The sequence below is a fragment of the Paenibacillus spongiae genome (assembly GCF_024734895.1).
Lineage (GTDB): Bacteria > Bacillota > Bacilli > Paenibacillales > Paenibacillaceae > Paenibacillus_Z > Paenibacillus_Z spongiae.
Map to the genome: position 1 here is coordinate 1,421,698 of NZ_CP091430.1, position 16,331 is coordinate 1,438,028.

At 52.9% G+C, this 16,331-nt stretch carries 14 protein-coding genes; 6 read left to right on the top strand and 8 right to left on the bottom strand.

From position 1 onward, the window contains the following. Positions 1 to 414: 414 nt before the first annotated feature. Positions 415 to 1,599 (top strand): Gfo/Idh/MocA family protein, encoded by a 1,185-nt coding sequence (locus L1F29_RS06450; protein ID WP_258387517.1) that lies wholly within the window; start codon positions 415 to 417, stop codon positions 1,597 to 1,599. An 89-nt stretch (positions 1,600 to 1,688) separates the two neighbouring features. Here the strand turns inward: L1F29_RS06450 and L1F29_RS06455 are convergent, their stop codons facing one another. After that, the gene (locus L1F29_RS06455) at positions 1,689 to 2,585 is read right to left on the bottom strand and encodes a LysR family transcriptional regulator (RefSeq protein WP_258387518.1); all 897 of its coding nucleotides are present in this window, start codon (positions 2,583 to 2,585) and stop codon (positions 1,689 to 1,691) included. 194 nt (positions 2,586 to 2,779) lie between these two features. Here L1F29_RS06455 and L1F29_RS06460 point away from each other — a divergent pair, with 194 nt between their 5' ends. Continuing rightward, positions 2,780 to 3,769 (top strand): YeiH family protein, encoded by a 990-nt coding sequence (locus tag L1F29_RS06460; protein ID WP_258389623.1) that lies wholly within the window; start codon positions 2,780 to 2,782, stop codon positions 3,767 to 3,769. Between the two features lie 145 nt (positions 3,770 to 3,914). Here the strand turns inward: L1F29_RS06460 and L1F29_RS06465 are convergent, their stop codons facing one another. Further along, positions 3,915 to 4,724 carry a Cof-type HAD-IIB family hydrolase gene (locus L1F29_RS06465; RefSeq protein WP_258387519.1) on the bottom strand — a complete coding sequence of 270 codons (810 nt, stop codon included), beginning with the start codon at positions 4,722 to 4,724 and terminating at the stop codon, positions 3,915 to 3,917. A gap of 370 nt (positions 4,725 to 5,094) precedes the next feature. On the opposite strand from L1F29_RS06465, the gene L1F29_RS06470 reads away from it, so the two are divergent. Next, positions 5,095 to 6,015, top strand: coding sequence for an aldo/keto reductase (locus L1F29_RS06470; RefSeq protein ID WP_258387520.1), 921 nt, complete (start codon positions 5,095 to 5,097; stop codon positions 6,013 to 6,015). A gap of 165 nt (positions 6,016 to 6,180) precedes the next feature. Further along, entirely contained in the window at positions 6,181 to 7,605 is a 1,425-nt protein-coding gene (locus L1F29_RS06475; RefSeq protein ID WP_258387521.1) for a S41 family peptidase, read from the top strand. 269 nt (positions 7,606 to 7,874) lie between these two features. Here the strand turns inward: L1F29_RS06475 and L1F29_RS06480 are convergent, their stop codons facing one another. After that, positions 7,875 to 9,398: a M14 family metallopeptidase gene (locus tag L1F29_RS06480; protein WP_258387522.1), complete on the bottom strand. Its 1,524-nt coding sequence runs from the start codon at positions 9,396 to 9,398 to the stop codon at positions 7,875 to 7,877. A gap of 145 nt (positions 9,399 to 9,543) precedes the next feature. Further along, positions 9,544 to 10,149, bottom strand: coding sequence for a DUF2087 domain-containing protein (locus L1F29_RS06485; RefSeq protein WP_258389624.1), 606 nt, complete (start codon positions 10,147 to 10,149; stop codon positions 9,544 to 9,546). 187 nt (positions 10,150 to 10,336) lie between these two features. Between L1F29_RS06485 and fsa the strand changes: the two genes are divergently transcribed. Further along, complete coding sequence (gene fsa, locus L1F29_RS06490; RefSeq protein ID WP_258387523.1) at positions 10,337 to 10,981, top strand: fructose-6-phosphate aldolase; 645 nt, start codon at positions 10,337 to 10,339, stop codon at positions 10,979 to 10,981. A gap of 1,054 nt (positions 10,982 to 12,035) precedes the next feature. Continuing rightward, positions 12,036 to 12,695: an MBL fold metallo-hydrolase gene (locus tag L1F29_RS06495; RefSeq protein ID WP_258387524.1), complete on the top strand. Its 660-nt coding sequence runs from the start codon at positions 12,036 to 12,038 to the stop codon at positions 12,693 to 12,695. A gap of 91 nt (positions 12,696 to 12,786) precedes the next feature. Here the strand turns inward: L1F29_RS06495 and csaA are convergent, their stop codons facing one another. The 4 genes from csaA to L1F29_RS06515 all read right to left on the bottom strand — a co-directional run bounded on the left by csaA (position 12,787) and on the right by L1F29_RS06515 (position 16,303). Then, positions 12,787 to 13,116 carry a chaperone CsaA gene (gene csaA, locus L1F29_RS06500; protein ID WP_258387525.1) on the bottom strand — a complete coding sequence of 110 codons (330 nt, stop codon included), beginning with the start codon at positions 13,114 to 13,116 and terminating at the stop codon, positions 12,787 to 12,789. 172 nt (positions 13,117 to 13,288) lie between these two features. After that, positions 13,289 to 13,621: a hypothetical protein gene (locus tag L1F29_RS06505; protein ID WP_258387526.1), complete on the bottom strand. Its 333-nt coding sequence runs from the start codon at positions 13,619 to 13,621 to the stop codon at positions 13,289 to 13,291. A 252-nt stretch (positions 13,622 to 13,873) separates the two neighbouring features. Then, the gene (locus tag L1F29_RS06510) at positions 13,874 to 14,572 is read right to left on the bottom strand and encodes a pirin family protein (RefSeq protein WP_258387527.1); all 699 of its coding nucleotides are present in this window, start codon (positions 14,570 to 14,572) and stop codon (positions 13,874 to 13,876) included. Positions 14,573 to 15,004: 432 nt separating this feature from the next. Next, complete coding sequence (locus tag L1F29_RS06515) at positions 15,005 to 16,303, bottom strand: TrkH family potassium uptake protein (RefSeq protein WP_258389625.1); 1,299 nt, start codon at positions 16,301 to 16,303, stop codon at positions 15,005 to 15,007. Positions 16,304 to 16,331: the final 28 nt, after the last annotated feature.

Genomic DNA, 16,331 nt, shown 5'->3' on the forward strand with positions numbered 1-16,331 from the left:
CGAAACACCGCGGACCGGGAGCTTCTGATGGAGTATTTATTTTTAAACGGCAATCATAGAGCTTTGAATACAAATTTATGGAATTAATGGATTTTAAATTATTTTTTCACAGTGAGTTTTCCTGCTTTCTGCACGTCATATGATATTAAATAGGTGAATGATTAAAAACGTTTTAAATGCAGCGGCAGCAAAGGCTTTGCCGATCTATTTTTTTGTTGACAGACCTTCCTTAAACGGTGTTTAATATGAATTGTAATTGGAAATTCTCCCCTTTGTTTGCTGATACGAAACGGCATGAATACTCAACCCTGGCCGCTGCTTTTACCCCGGTCCATCATTCCGTTCATTCCGATTGAGCGTTTAGGCTTGGATACATCAAATTGAATCATTCAAGATTCGAAGGAGGACTATTCTATGCATTCATCACCCGTACGCCTGGCTATCGTAGGCGGGCATCGAGGCGCTCATTTCTCCAACGTCATGAGCTATCTTCAGAATGAAATCAAGCTGGTCGCGGTATGCGACCTGGACGAGTGCACCGTTCGTAAGTGGCAGGAGAGCGACAGCCAGCTGAGAGGCTATACAAGCTATGAGGAACTGTTGAACGATCCTGACGTCGATGCCGTATTCCTGGCAACGCCGATGCTCCTCCATGCACGGCAGGCGATCCAGGCGATGCGTGCGGGCAAGCATGTGCTGAGCGAGGTGATCGCGGCGACCACCTTGGAGGAATGCTGGGAGCTGATCGAGACCGTCCAGGCGACGGGAAAGAAGTACATGTTGGCGGAGAATTACTGCTTCATGCGTCCGAATATGCTCATTATGAATATGGTGAAAGCGAATGTGTTCGGCAAGCTGACTTTTATGGAAGGCGCTTACATCCACGACTGCCGCAGTCTGCTGCACGATGCGAACGGGAATATGACATGGCGGGGAAGGCTGCAGCGCGACTATAACGGGATGAATTATCCCACCCATTCCTTCGGGCCGCTTGCCATGTGGATGGGGTTGAACCGTGATGGCAGCGATCGGTTGGAATCAATCTCGACCTTCACTTCCCCTGCCGCGGCGGTGCGCCGTTATTATACGGACGTCGTCCAGCCGGCTCACCCGCATGTTGAGGACGTGAATTGGAAGCAGGGCGATTTCGCCGTGTCGATTCTCCGGACGGCAAGCGGGGTTCTGATCCAACTGCGTCTGGACTGGACGTCCGGCGTTCCTCACGATATGGCTCGTTACGGACTGCAGGGAGAGAACGGGGCTTATACATGGAGCAGCACCATGGCTCCGTCGGTATGGGTTCAAGGACGTTCCCCGGGTTCGTCATGGGGCTCGCCGGCCGAGTGGGAATCGCTGTGGAATTATTCGGACGAATTCGAGCACAGCTGGTGGCGCGATATGGGGGCGGAAGCCGACCAGGCCGGACACGGCGGCGGCGACTTGTTTGTCATCCGGGAATTCGCTGCGGCGATTCGCGAGAACCGCAATCCGGTTATCGACGTTTACGACGCGGTGCTGTGGAGCAGCATCTTTCCGTTATCGATGGAATCGGCCGCCAAGAGAGGCGCCGAAGTGGCTATTCCTAACTTCCGCAAATAAGAAGCTCATTTATACGAGGACCGGCCTTGAAGCAGCTGCTTCAAGGCCGGTCTTCTCTATTTGCCCAGGAATCGGGAGGATGGTTCGCTTCATCGACTCCAGCTGCCGTTCTGCAGGCAGGCGATGAACACCTGTACAGCCTTGGTATGATAAGGAGCAGCGTGGGTCACGAGGGAAAAGTTCCGCTTCACCGGCGTTCCGGCCGCCTTCACAGCCTTCAGGGTGCCTAGCTGCAGCTCCTTGCGGACGGACATGCGGGACAGAAGGGTAACGCCCAAGCCAGCTTCGACCGATTCCTTAATAAGCTGCGTACTCCCGAACGCCATCATGCTGCGGGGCATGAAGCCAAGCGATTCGAACCATCGGTCGGACGCTTCACGCGTGCCGGACCCGCTCTCCCGGACAATCCACGTTTCGCCTGGCATCTCCCCGGTTGATACGATGAAGTCTGGCGCAGCCGAGGCGAACGGATGCTTCGAGGAGACGATGAGCTCCATCGCATCTTCGGCGAAGGGCGTCACGTAGAGCTTATCATGCTTATAATCCCCTTCGATAATGCCGACGTCGAGCTCATGACTGAGCAGCGCCCCGCAAATCTCAGCCGTATTGCCGATCGTGATCGTAGGCCCGATAAGCGGGTATTCCTCCAGCATATCGGCAATCATATGAGGAAGTGCGTACTCGCCGAAGGTGAAGCTTGCGCCGATGGAGACCGGCCCGCTTGCGACCTGCATAAGGTCGGCGACCAACGTGTCCATGCGGGTATAGAGCCCCAGAATTTCTTTGGCATGATGATAGACGATCTCTCCGGCTTTCGTCAGCCTTACATATTTGTTCGTCCGGTCGAGCAGCTTAGCGCCTGCCGACTTCTCCAGCATCTGGACATACTGGCTGACTGCCGGCTGCGTCATATGCAGCTCTTCCGCGGTCCGCGTGAAGCTCCCCTTCTCCGCGACTGTGACAAATACAAGCAGCGACTGATCCACGTACTCCCGCCCCTTTCGAATGGATTCGTTAACCATTTTATAATAAGTTATTACTTATCATAAATATTATAATAATTTATTTTTCTTATTCATCTTGATCGCTTATGATGGGTTTATGCAAACGACAAGGAGGAGATGTAACGATGGCTGCTAATTCGAGAGCATTGAAGGGGCGTATCAGATCGTCTGCCTTTATGAATACACGTATCGCAGGAGTAGGCTTCACCCTATTATTCGCAATAGCGGGCTATGGCTTGGCACAGCTGCCAGGACTCGACCGCGTCGGCCAGCTCGGCTGCGCGATTCTGCTTGCGGTCCTCTACCGGCAGCTGGCGGGCTACCCGGAGGCGCTCCGTACCGGGATCCAATATTCATCGAAAACCTTGCTTAGAACCGCAATCGTCCTCTATGGGCTGAAGCTGAATATCGTCATCGTGCTGCAGCAAGGGCTCGGTTTGCTTGCGTTAGATGCGGTGATGGTCGTCAGCGCAATCGGCCTTACATTGCTGGTCGCAAAGTGGCTGAAGGCCGACTTATCTTTATCGCTTCTGCTCGGCATCGGCACGGGGGTGTGCGGGGCGGCGGCGATTGCCGCGGTCTCGCCGATCGTGAAGGCGAAAGAAAAGGATACCGCTATCGGAGCGGGCATGATTGCGCTGGTCGGCACCGTATTTGCGATCGGGTACACGCTGATTGGGCCCCTCACCGGTCTAAGCCCTTCGGAATACGGCATTTGGTCGGGGGTCAGCCTGCACGAAATCGCGCATGTCGCCCTGGCGGCTGCGCCTGCTGGGGAAGATGCATTGACTCTGGCGCTGCTGGCCAAGCTTGGCCGGGTATTTCTGCTGATCCCGCTCAGCTTTGTCCTGATTCTGTGGATGAAGCGGCGCGGGGGAGAGGCGGCAGGCGCTAAAATCGAGTTTCCGTGGTTTCTGGCAGGCTTTATCGGCATGAGCCTCTTCGGCAGCTTCCTTGCCGGACAAGGGATTACGATGCCTGTCGGCGTCTCGGATGGCATTGCGACTGTAACGACCTTTCTTCTGACGATGGCGATGGTCGGGCTTGGATTGAACGTGAGCCTGAAGGATTTCAAAGCGAAGACGCTCCGTGCCCTGGCTGCGATGGCCGGCGTTTCGGTTGTTCTGTCTGTGGTCATGGCCTATATTTCGTCGGTTATAGGATAAGTCGATACGGGGATCTTATACAGAAAAAAGGCTGTGCTGGCGAAATACATGCCTGCATAGCCTTTCTTCTATTATTTAGAAGCCTTCTGCCTGTGGCAGCGGATTGTGCTCCAAATCATGCGTAGGAATAAATAGCCGCATGAGGCTAAGCTTGATTCGTCTGGTTGAGCACGAATTTCTCCACGACGCGGCGGACGCCTTCATCGTTATTCGATGAAGTGATGTAATTTGCGATGGCCTTCAGCTTCGGAAGCGCGTTTTCCATAGCGACGCCGAGTCCGGCGACCTCAATCATCTCATGGTCATTCCAGGAATCGCCGATTGCGATGACCTGATCCATCGTGCAGCCGATGTGCGAAGCCATGAATTCGATCGCATGGCCTTTTGTGCCTTCTTTGTGCATGAATTCGAGGTAATGCGCCTTCGATTTCGTTATGTGGACGCGGTCGCCGATGATCGGAGCAAGCTTCGCTGCGACTTCGTCCAGGTAATCTGGCTCGTCGATGATGAGCATCTTCGTTGACGGCTGTTCAAGCAGCTTCTCGTAATCGGGTTCGACGACGTATGGAATTTTGGCGAGCGCCGAGTAGCCGCGGGCCTTCTCGTTCTCCTCTTTTACATACAGCACATCGTCGATGTACAGCTGCAGATGGAGTCCATGCTCCTCGCAGAAGGCATAGAGCTCCTTGGCTGCGTCGAGCGGAACGCTGCGTTCATAGAGGATCTGCTCGTCGAACAGGGTTTTAATGAGCGAGCCTTGGTAGGTAATGATGGGAACATTAAGCTCAAGCTGAGCAGCGATTTTCTGCGCCGACGGAAACATGCGGCCGGTAGCCAGGGTAACGAACACGCCCTGTTCGATGGCGCCGGCCAGAGCCGCTTTCGTCCCTTCCGTAATGGCCAAGTCATCTGTCAGCAGAGTGTCGTCGATATCGATGGCAATCAATTTATACATAATGGTTTCTTCCGCTCCTTCTTCTCTCTCTTGTTTGCATATGATTGTAGCGGAAAACAACCGGGCGGACAAGCTATTTCCTGCTCCCGGGCGGCTGTGCGTAAAGAACGGGTAGAAAGAGCGAAGCAGGAAGAATGACTCTGAAGAAGAGCAAGCGGTCGCCTTTGTTCCCGGAATTGATCCGATAACATGAATTCAAAGAAGTCCGGGAACAACGGCGATCGGAAGAACCTTCTGACTGCGCAGTGGGCTGTATTACACCGTTCATCAAGTTGCTAGCCCGCCCGATTCGAGCATTTTACGCTTGAACAAGATATGGTGTTGACGGATGCCTTCGCGTGGATAAGAATGAGAGTGAGGTGAGCGAAGGATGAGAAGGATAAAGGTTGATGGCGTCCCGCAGGGCGTATCCCAGCTTGTACATGGCTCAATGATGCTGCATAAGGACAGAATGGACGATTGCGGCGAGCTGCTGGATGCCTACGTCCAGGCAGGTGGCAATACGATTGATTCCGGACATATTTACGGGGCGGACTCCGCTATGGCAATCGGGGCCTGGATGGAGGAGAGAGGCAACCGCAGCGATATGGTCATCATCGGCAAGGGCGCCCATCCCTATGAGCAATCCCGCATGAGGAAGACCTGTATCGAGAGCGATCTTCTCGAATCGCTGGAACGGATGAAGACCGATTACGTGGATATTTATATGCTGCATCGCGACGACCCGAACGTCAACGTCGCTTATATCCTTGACGGGCTGAATGATCAGCTGGAGAAAGGCCGCTGCCGGGCGCTGGGCGCGTCCAACTGGAGTATCGCGCGCATTCGGGAAGCGAATGCGTATGCGGCTAAGCACGGGATGACGGGATTTGCCTGCAGCAGCCCTAATCTGAGCCTGGCGAAGCCGAATGAACCCCGGTGGGCGGGCTGTGTGTCGATGTCACCGGAGGATGAAGCGTGGCATGGGGAATCTCAGCTGCCTGTTATTGCCTGGTCCTCGCAATCGGGCGGTTTCTTTACTGGACGCTATTCGCCGGCGAAGACCGACGATGCCGATATGGTGCGCGTCTATTACAGTGACAGCAACTGGGAACGCCTGCGGCGCGCCCGCGTGCTGGCTGCGCAATACGGCGTCACCGCGAACCAGATCGCGCTCGCTTATGTGCTGAAGCAGCCGTTCCCGGTTGCGGCGATCATCGGCCCGCATAAAGTGGAAGAGCTGGCCGACAGCGTGAAGGGGCAGCAGGTCGATCTGACCGATGAAGAGCTTGCTTGGCTTAATCTGTCTTAAGGAATCGCAGGTGCTGGAATAAGGGCTTGAAGAGGGAGTCGCCGATGCCGGGCGCTCCCTCTTCATGATTTTGACATCACCTCCGGAAGCCCTTCAGCTTGCGGCGCCTCCCTTAAATAAGATAAAGTGGAGGGACGAGCATGCCGGGAAACGGAGTGATGAACATTGAATATACATGGATCGCAAGCGGTAAGACAGCGAAGACGGCTTATTATGGTGCTGGTGATAATTGCTGCCTGTGCAGTTGGCTTCGCGGTGGGGCGCTTCTGGATGCACGTTCAGAATCCGATTATGCAGGAACGGGAGTTCCGCAATTTGTCCTACGCCTATAATCAGATTATGGACGGTTATCTGGAAGGCGCCTCTCCCAAGTCACTGGTAAACGGGGCGATTGAAGGAATGGTCGCTTCTTTGGGCGATCCGTATTCGGTTTATTTGACGGAGGACAAGGGAGAGCAGTTTATCCAGTCGTATGAGGATCATTTTGTCGGGATTGGCGTAACGATCCGGGAGCAGGATGGCGAATTCATTATCGAGGAAGTCATTAAAGAAGCGCCTGCGGAGAAAGCGGGCCTTAAGAGGGGCGACGTGCTGCTCAAGGTTGACGGCACTCCGGTTAAAGGAATGGCATTCGATAAATTGATGACGACGGTTCGCGGCCAAGAAGGAACGGTCGTCAAGCTGCAGGTCCGCAGAGAGGGGCTGGCCGAACCGCTTGAGCTGCCTGTCACCAGGGGTTCTGTACCGGTTCACACGGTATCCTTCGAAATGAAGGAGGACGGTATCGGAGTTATTACGATCAGCCGGTTTGCCGACAAGACGGGCGACGAGTTCGACAGCGCGATCAAGGCGCTGGAGTCCAAGGGAATGAAGAAGCTGCTGCTTGACTTGCGGAGCAATCCGGGCGGGCTGCTTGAGCCGACGATCCATATCGCAAACCGCTTCGTGCCGAAGGGCGAGACGATCCTTCAAGTCGTGTACAAGGACGAGAAGCGGGTCATTACGCATAAGTCAGAGCAGAAGGAGCCGTGGAAGCTGCCGATTGCCGTTCTCGTCGATGGCAATACAGCCAGCTCGGCGGAGGTGCTCGCCGCAGCCTTGAAGGATACGGCGAATGCGGCCGTCATCGGCGAGCAAACCTTTGGCAAAGGGGTCGTGCAGCAGTTCCGTCAGCTGTCCGACGGCTCGGTATTGAAGTTGACCGAAGCGCAGTGGCGCTCGCCGGACGGCCAATGGATTCATAAGAAGGGCATCAAGCCGACGATTGCCGTTCCTGCACCGGCTTATACCTTGCTTCCTCGGCTTCCAGCCGGCCTGAAGCTGAAGGAGGGCGACTATGGCGAACGTGTCGAGACCGTGCAGCAGATGCTTCAGGTGCTGGGGTACGATACGGGAGCTCCATTCGGCGTCTTCAATGCGGCAACGACCGAAGCCGTCAAGGCATTCCAGCGAAGCGAAGCGATTCCGGCGGATGGCATTATTAATGACCGGACGGCTTACCGCATGACAACGCGATTGATGGAGAAATTCCGGGCGGAGGACCCGCAGATGCTGACCGCAATGGAAGAACTGCGGAAGACAGGCGGATAAGCTATTCGATCTGCTCCATCTTTGGCTAAAAAATGGTGGACGAAATATGAAAGATGGCTGAACAGGTTCAAGTGAACTTGTTCAGCCATTTTCTTATTATTGAGGCAGTTGGGGAGGTAATTTCACTTATCCTTATCGAAGCAGCGGCCTTGTGACCTGTGGAAATGATTCCAGAAGCGCCCTGTTTGTCAATCCACAGCTCTGCTGTTAACATAATACAAAATTGACGTACTGGAGAAGATGCAGCCTGTGGCTACCTGCAACCGGTTTTATTCTGTTTCTGCAGCAGCCTTTTCTTCGTCGGTATTTTCACTCGGAGTTTCCTCGCCTGGCTGTGGTTTGGGCAATTCCGACTCCTTCAGCCAGCGCATGCCGCCGGTGGTCTCGACGAAAAGCCAGCCCTTCCAGCGCTCGCGTACGGGAGCGGATTGCTCTGTAAGCCGTATGGCCGATGGAGCTGCAGCAAGCGGCGAGTCATAGAGACCGATATCCGGTCCGAGCGTTACCGTCATATTCTCCGTCTTCTCGTATGGACCGCTCAGTACGGCGCGCGAGGAGATCCAGCTGGTGCCCGATGACGTCCGCACCTCCAGCCAATCGCCCTTCATGCGGATCGTCGCATAACGTCCGGGCGCAAGGATTCCGGCTTGCTTCGATTTCAAATCCGGATACAAATAGCTGGTCTCGCTTGACGTCAACCGGATATTCGAGGTGAGAGGAGCAGTTTGCTGGCGCTGCAGCCAAAGCTCGTAGCCGGTTTGGGCGAGAAACCAGCCGGTATTCTTATGCTGTCCCCAAATACGCGGCCACTCCGATAACGGCACATGTGTTTCTCCGGCCGAACGGCCGAGCTCCGGCGTAAGCCCTGGACGTCCGAAATCCTGGATGAACCAGTCGGTGAAGCCTCCGCCTGAAGGATTCGCCTGCGGCTGCACCAGCCGATAGCCCGTAAGCTTCGCATAAGAAGAGGCGAATTGATAATCTCTTGCGACGTTGGCCGGCTTCGTCTTGAAATTCCAATACAAAATCTCGCCGGAGCTATGGTATGCGACCGCGACTTCCGGTTTGACGGAGCGTGCCAGGTCATACATTGCCTTGGCTTCTTTCGCCTGCAGCGGCTGTTTGCCTCTGTAATTCATATAATACGGTCCGGGAGCCGGGTTCTTGATATTGGCCCAGCCTGCCGGATATTGACGATTCAGGTCAATTCCTTTGGCGTTGGCTTTCCAACGCTTGAAATTCGCGCTTCCCCCGTTCATGCGAAGGAGCGAAGCGTGATCGGAGGCAGGGAAGGCCGATAGGCCAAGCTGCTGAAGGGTAACTCCGTCCGGGTTGACCATCGGCACCAGGCGGAAGGTGACTCTGTCCAACAAATCGCGGACACGATAACCGTCAGGAGTGACAGCATTGTTCTCATATTGCACGGCTATCTGTTCCATCAGCTTCATCATGGTAACGGTCGTAATCCATTCGCGGGCATGGTGAGAGCCGAGCAGTAGAATAATGGCGGGTCCGTTGCCGATATCGGCGGTCCACAGCTTGCGGCCGTATTCGCTTTCGCCTGCTGAACCGGTGCGAATGAGGTCGGGATAACGGGCTGCAAGCGATTGCAAATCGGCGCTCATCCGATCATAGGTATAGATTTGCTGCGGTTTGACTATGGCAGGTGCTGCCGCTTGACCATTGGCCGTGGATGTACCCGGAATGGCGAGCAAGAGAAGGGTAAGTGCGCAAAGCAGGGCTATCCATCTGAAGGGGTAGCGGGTGGAGGTCTGCTGTGAATAAAGTTGCATAAGTCTGAAGTCGCTCCTATAATGTCGAATTTTGGATGAATGGTGTTTATTTCGACATTACAGGGCGATATCCTGCCAATATATTCATTTAGATTCTATTAAAAGTGTCTAAAGAACCTTGTTTTATGTTAATGATGGTCTTTGGTCATGATAATGTTTCCCATTTCTCCCACATTTCGCGAGGGTTCCGTTCATAGATCTCCTGCTCCCGGAACAAGTAAGCATGCATAATAAACTCTCTGCGTATGGTAGCGTAATCCGGATGAAACTGCTGGATGAACGCGTTCAACTCTTTCTCCTTATAAGGTCTGCCTGGTTCTAGCTTCTCGGCGAGATGCTCCAGCACAATCCGCTTCTTCTTCAGCTGAGCCGGAATGTGCTTGAGCTTGCCTTCCGAGGTGAAAAAATTCCGAATGACGGATTGCTTCAGCCTTTCGTTCTTATCATCCATTTCCTCGGGCTCCTTTAACTCGGCAGCCGGCTTCTCGAACAGCCGCTGCATCGCATTAGCATATTGCTTCAAAAAATACGTATTCAACGAAAAGAAAATCGCGTTCTTATCGCGCCGTTCATTAAGGAGACTGACAGCGCGCAGCTTCGCGGCATGGTGGGTCACTGTAGCCGGCGAGAGGCAGAGTTTCTCGGCAAGCTCTTGTCCGGTCAATTCGCCATCCGCCAATAAGATGAGCATTCGAACGCGTGTAGGATCTGCAAGCGCCTTGTGATAGCCGACGATTTTATCCAGCTGCATCATGAATCCATTCTCACGCCCCTTGAAATTAAATTAGATAATCATCTAATTAGATAATAATCGAATTGAATTGCGCTGTCAATCCGCATTGGACTAATGAAAGCGCTGTTTTCTTTTTGACATGATCAAAAAATGGAGTAAACTTAAATGAGTGGTCAGCGATGACCGATCATGGGGAGTGATTGCGATGAAGTTTTTTCTGGACACCGCTAATGTTGATGAAATCAAAAGGATCGTAAAGCTCGGTCTAGTGGATGGGGTAACGACTAACCCGTCGCTGATCGTAAAGGAAGGCCGCGACTTCAAACAGGTTGTACAAGAAATCTGTTCCTTCGTCAACGGACCGGTCAGTGCGGAGGTTATCGGCACGAAGGCCGAAGACATGCTGAAAGAAGCGGAAGAGCTTGCTTCATGGGCGCCTAATGTCGTCATCAAGCTGCCGATGACTGAGGATGGCCTGTATGCAACGCATGCGCTTACCCAGAAGGGCATTAAGACGAATGTCACGCTCGTGTTCTCCGTTGCCCAAGGACTTATGGCTGCCAAAGCGGGCGCGACGTACATCAGCCCGTTCGTTGGAAGACTGGATGATATCGCCGTTGACGGCATGAAGCTGATTCGCGATCTGCGTACCGTCATCGAAAATTACCAGCTCCCGACGGAGATCATCGTTGCCAGCATTCGTAACGTCGGCCATGTAGAACAAGCGGCGATTGCAGGCGGCCATATTGCTACGATCCCGGGCTCGCTGCTGCCTTCGCTATGGAAGCATCCGTTGACCGATATCGGTATCGAGCGTTTCTTGAGCGACTGGAGCAAGATGGGCAAGTGAGCTTGCAGCTTCTTTTGTATGCGCTTCATAAACGATAATAGGGATTTCGCTTGTCTGATGACAACCGAAATCCCTAATTCATCCAACCCGTGCTATTCAATTGTTACTGACACACTCCGTTCGACACAACTCGCGTTGCCTATTCAACAATCACTTCGAAGGTTACATTCAACTTTTGGGTCCCCACATGTCTCAAGCAAGCAATGATTGCTTACTCCTTTCCTTATTCTTTCCTTTTGCTGACAACCGCGCTCCGGCTTATTTCGGCCCTACGGTTGCAGTTACCTGACAACCGCGCTCCGGCTAATCCCAGAGATAGTGGTTGCAGTTACCTGCCAACCGAGCTCCGAGTCATTCGGATCTAACGGTTACAGTTACCTGACAACCGAGCTCCGATGCATATCGGATCTAACGGTTGCAGTTCAGAGACATGTTTCGCTAACCTGCTTCATTGGACTATCCCCTCTCCGGTGTTTACATCATTCGACTTCAGCTCATCTGCGAAATTGTAGTTGAATGATATGTCTTTATTGTAAGGGGGAAATAAAATTATGTAAATATTCAGAAAATTCAAATAACGGTTATTTGGATAAGCTAATGCCCAATATTCGCTGCTTTCCTCGGGTTTATTTACAATTGCTCCATATTTCATAATGGATAATTATGTTAAAAAACAATAAATAAAGCGGCATATCGCCGCCGAACACCGGGACAGCTGCGTATGAACTAACAATATTAATAGGATTGCTCTTCGACCGTTAGCGAATTTTCCGGATTGCGATACAAATTGCATATAACGCCAAACAGAGCGGCGCCGACTGTCTTGTAATCCTGCTGCTTTACGGCTGTTGCGATGAACGCCCAGACAAACACGAGAACGTAGATCGGGTCGAAGTAGATTCCTCTCCTCGATGATGGTATCTATTCACCATTACGATTGTTCGTTAAACGAGGCTATAAGAATGAAAAAGGATTGACAGCTGCAAAGAGGCACGCTATATTATAACCATCGGTTAGTAACCAATGGTTATTTAAATAGAGCGGAGTGATTGAGATGAAAATTGAGCAAATATCGGATCATGTATGGAGCTTAAAAACGTGGATGCTTATCCCGGTTACGGTGTGGATCGTCAAAGAGGAGGATGGTGTCGTATTGATTGATGCAGGAATCTCCGGCATGGCTAAGGGGATCATATCCTTCATCGACCGGCTGAACGCCGGACCGTTGAAAGCGATACTGCTGACGCACGGGCATTCCGATCATGTCGGGGCGCTGGAACGGATTTTGATGAGGTGGCCTGTCCCGGTATACGCACATCGTATTGAGATGCCTTATATGGAAGGGGATATGGCCTATCCACGCCGCAAGAAAGCCGCGCAGTCCGTCGGGAAAGGAATTGCGGCAGCGCTTCAAGAAACGCAGGGAGGCGAGATTGAGGGAAGGGGCAGCTTGAAACCTTACCTCACGCCAGGGCATTCACCGGGGCATGTCGTCTACTATCATGAGCAGGACGGCGTGCTGTTGACGGGGGACCTATTCACCTCGAAGAAAGGCAAGCTGCGCAAGCCGATGGCGATGTTCACGGCGGATATGGATGAAGCGATACGGAGCAGCGCGATTGTAAGCAAGCTGAAGCCGAAACGGCTTGAAGTTTGCCACGGCGGCCCGGTGCTTGCTCCTGCGGAGCAAATGAAGATGTATTTGCAGCTGTGAGCGGCGGGATTGGACATAGATGCCGTATTGGCTCATGTCTGGAGGAGATTGTGGTGGTGCAGGCGGTTCACCTGCATCATCACTTTTTTCGTTATGCAACCGGGGTGCCGTTCGGGACGGATTCATCCGGGCGAAGCAGCACGACATCGCCTTCCTCCGGCACGCCTCCGAGAATAAGCACCTCGGATTTGAACCCGGCGACGCGGCGCGGCGGAAAATTAACGACGGCCGCTACTTGACGGCCGATCAGCTGATCAGGCGTGTAGCGCCGCGTTATTTGGGCGCTGGACGGCTTGAGGCCGAGCTCGCCGAAATCGATCTGCAGCTTAATAGCCGGTGTACGGGCCTCGGGAAAGGGCTCAGCGCCAACTATCGTTCCGATTCGAATATCCAGTTTCATAAAATCCTCAATATCGGCCATTAGCCAATTACCTCCTTGCGATCGTTCCAAGATTGAAGCAGACGCTCGGCGCGCCTTATGTTTTTCTTCATGTACACAGGCGTTCTTGGATGGGCTAATGCTTCTTCCGCAGTCATCCAGCTTAGGCCCTTAGCCTCCTCCGGGCTTGCGGGATCGCTTCCCCATGGCGCAATCAAACCTTTTCGTTCGTATACGATACGCGAGAGTCAAGCGAGAGCTTCAGAAGATGCTGTGCTTCATCCCATTCGATCTCGGGCTGGTCGCGGTCGAACAACCACCATTTCCGCGCATCGGAACCGGACTCTTCCTCGAAGTAAAACAGATTGAGGTCGCTTTCGAGCCGTTTCACCTCGGCACCGACATGAGCTGCGACATTGCGCACCGTAACGACCCATCGTTCGCCGTCCTGTTCGAGTATGAACGGACAACCGCTGACGGATGTATCCAGCAGAAGTCTCCCGATAACTTGTTTGATCAGCAGTCTTTTATTCACGAGTTCAGGCATTTGGACCTCCTAAAAGTTTTGTGGAGCCAGTCCCCTCCGAGCAAGCAACGCAACAAAACTCGCTTCGGAAGGATAGGCTTCGTTTTGTGGAGCCAGTCCCCTCCGAGCAAGCAACGCAACAAAACTCGCTTCGGAAGGATAGGCTTCGTTTTGTGGAGCCAGTCCCCTCCGAGCAAGCAACGCAACAAAACTCGCTTCGGAAGGATAGACTTCGTTTTGTGGAGCCAGTCAAATCTGAGCAAGTTTCGCCGCTTATGGCAGGTCAATCAACATGAACATGGCGCCGGCATCAGATTCCAACACGAGCTCCGGGTGTTCGGTAATACGGGCGGAATCCTGTCCTGCAAGCTTGACCGAGCCATCCAGCGTCAGTCCGCCTTCGATCACGAAGATATAGATTCTGCGCCCTTCCGGCTGCTGGAAGCGCACGGAATGCCCTGGTTCGAGCCGGGAGAGATACATCGTCAAGTCTTGGTGGATATGTGCAACATGCTTACTGGACCGGTGCGAGACGATCGGAAGCAGCGCATTCTTCATCTCTGCAGGGTCGTACGAGGTCGTTTCGTAGGATGGGGAAAGCTTGCTCTCACCCGGCGTGAACCATATTTGCAGCAGGTGGCATTCTTCATCCGACGGGTTGACCTCCGAGTGAATAATGCCCGTACCGGCCGACATCCGCTGGACGCCACCGAAGCTGGTAACGGCGGTATGGCCTGTGCTGTCTTCATGCTTCAGCTGTCCCTTCAACACGACAGATACAATCTCCATCTCGCGATGAGGATGTGCGCCGAAGCCGTGACCGCCTTGTATAATATCATCGTTAAATACACGCAAAGCACCGAATTCGGTATTCGCGGCATCATAATAATCGCCGAACGAAAAGCTGAACCGGCTCCGCAGCCATCCTCTGTCTCCCGCAAAGCGGGATGAATCCGGATAAACCTTAATCATGGACATTCGCTCCCTTCTTATAAGATTACGATACCATGTCCGGCAGTAAGGTTGCAAAAGCAAACGCCGTATCTGCAGCAGAAGACTTCGTCGGCTTATTTGGTTATGGCAGAGCGGCGATTATAAGCTCGGGATGTCTATTTTATGCCCATTGACGGCAAAGAGGGAGCGATCCTTCTCGGAGATGCTATCGCGATCTTTTTCTCGCTATATGGATCTAGCCGGATGCCGCAGGAATGGTTCAGTTCTCATCCTTCTTCCGGTATTCCTTCAGGGGCAGCGGCAGTTCATGCGGAACGTGTCATAATTTCCCGGGCAATTGGAAAGAGGTTCATGAATGAAGCGGCAAACAAGCAAGGGCATCCCTCTTAATGCAAGGATGCCCTTCGTTCTGTTGGCTGACGTTAAGGATAACGCCGGCAATGGCAGCCATTATTGGCCGACAATAACATGCTCTTTCGGGTAGCGGATACGTACCGGCTGATCATCTTTTCTCAGAAGCAGCAGATTGACGAGTCCGATCCGTCCGATAATCATCGTGATAATAAGTACGATCTTGCTCGCTGTACTCAAAGTTTCGGTTATCCCTGCGGAGAGGCCTGTCGTTCCGAATGCGGAACAAACCTCGAACAACAGCCGCTCGAACGGAATGTCTTCAAAGGCCGTAAGCAGAAGGACCGCTGTGAAAATAAGTCCGATGGCAACGAAGAACACGATGAAGGCTCGCTTGATGTCGTCCTCCTCCAGTTCCCTGTTGAACACTTTGACGTCCTTATATCCCCTCATATAAGCAAACACCGCTGCTACAATCACGAAGAATGTAGTCGTGCGTATTCCCCCGCCCACACTGCTTGGCGATGCCCCGATGAACATCAATCCGGACAGCATCATCATCGTCGATGTGGAGAGAAGGGAAACATCCATCGTCGATAACCCGCCGCTGCGGGACGAGACGGAATGGAATAGAGAGTAGAAGAACGATTCATGCCATGATTTATCCTGCAGAAACCCGCCCTGCTCGAACACATAGAACAGGATCGCTCCCGCAACGATCAATACGCCGAAGGTGAGGGTCGTGATTTTCGTGAATAGCGAAAAATGCTGACGCTGCTTCCGGTTCACCAGCCGGCGCTTCAGCTCGAGCAATACGGGGAATCCGATTGCGCCGCTAATGATGAGAAGCATGACGATAAGCTGATAAATGTAGTCGCCAGCATAGCTGATCATGGAATCGCTTTGCAGGAAGAAGCCGGCGTTGGTGAACGCGCTGACCGATGTGAAGAAGCTGTTGAAATAGGCAGTGTACCAGTGCTCATGATAGCCGGCCATCCATGTATAGGTTCCTAGCAGAACCGTTCCGATTAGTTCAATAATGACTGCAATCATCAGGATGCTTCGCATTAATTGAACCAAGCCGGCCAGTCCCGGACGATTATGATCGGTAGCAATGACTTTGCGCTGCTCCAGGCCGATCCGCTGACCGAACAGAAGCCAGAAGAGTGTGCTGAGCGTCATGATGCCGATGCCGCCTATTTGGAATAGGACGGTAAGAAGAATAAGACCGGCATTGTTGAACACCTCGTGAACGGTAATCACGCTGAGACCTGTCACGCTGACCGAGCTGGCTGCCGTAAACAAAGCGTCAATGAAGGTTAAGCTGACTCCAGGCTTATGAAAGATAGGGAGGCGAAGCAGGACTGCTGCCAGGAAGGTCGTAAGAATATAGAGCATAACGACAAGTTGTACGGAGCTCAACCTT

Excerpts from the sequence above, each read along its gene's own strand:
- L1F29_RS06495 (WP_258387524.1), top strand. The coding sequence starts at position 12,036 with ATGAAAATTGAGCAAATATCGGATCATGTATGGAGCTTAAAAACGTGG.
- L1F29_RS06485 (WP_258389624.1), bottom strand. The coding sequence starts at position 10,149 with ATGCAGCTGGATAAAATCGTCGGCTATCACAAGGCGCTTGCAGATCCT.
- L1F29_RS06465 (WP_258387519.1), bottom strand. The coding sequence starts at position 4,724 with ATGTATAAATTGATTGCCATCGATATCGACGACACTCTGCTGACAGAT.
- L1F29_RS06480 (WP_258387522.1), bottom strand. The coding sequence starts at position 9,398 with ATGCAACTTTATTCACAGCAGACCTCCACCCGCTACCCCTTCAGATGG.
- L1F29_RS06515 (WP_258389625.1), bottom strand. The coding sequence starts at position 16,303 with ATGCTCTATATTCTTACGACCTTCCTGGCAGCAGTCCTGCTTCGCCTC.
- L1F29_RS06460 (WP_258389623.1), top strand. The coding sequence starts at position 2,780 with ATGAATACACGTATCGCAGGAGTAGGCTTCACCCTATTATTCGCAATA.
- csaA (WP_258387525.1), bottom strand. The coding sequence starts at position 13,116 with ATGGCCGATATTGAGGATTTTATGAAACTGGATATTCGAATCGGAACG.
- fsa (WP_258387523.1), top strand. The coding sequence starts at position 10,337 with ATGAAGTTTTTTCTGGACACCGCTAATGTTGATGAAATCAAAAGGATC.
- L1F29_RS06510 (WP_258387527.1), bottom strand. The coding sequence starts at position 14,572 with ATGATTAAGGTTTATCCGGATTCATCCCGCTTTGCGGGAGACAGAGGA.
- L1F29_RS06470 (WP_258387520.1), top strand. The coding sequence starts at position 5,095 with ATGAGAAGGATAAAGGTTGATGGCGTCCCGCAGGGCGTATCCCAGCTT.
- L1F29_RS06450 (WP_258387517.1), top strand. The coding sequence starts at position 415 with ATGCATTCATCACCCGTACGCCTGGCTATCGTAGGCGGGCATCGAGGC.
- L1F29_RS06505 (WP_258387526.1), bottom strand. The coding sequence starts at position 13,621 with ATGCCTGAACTCGTGAATAAAAGACTGCTGATCAAACAAGTTATCGGG.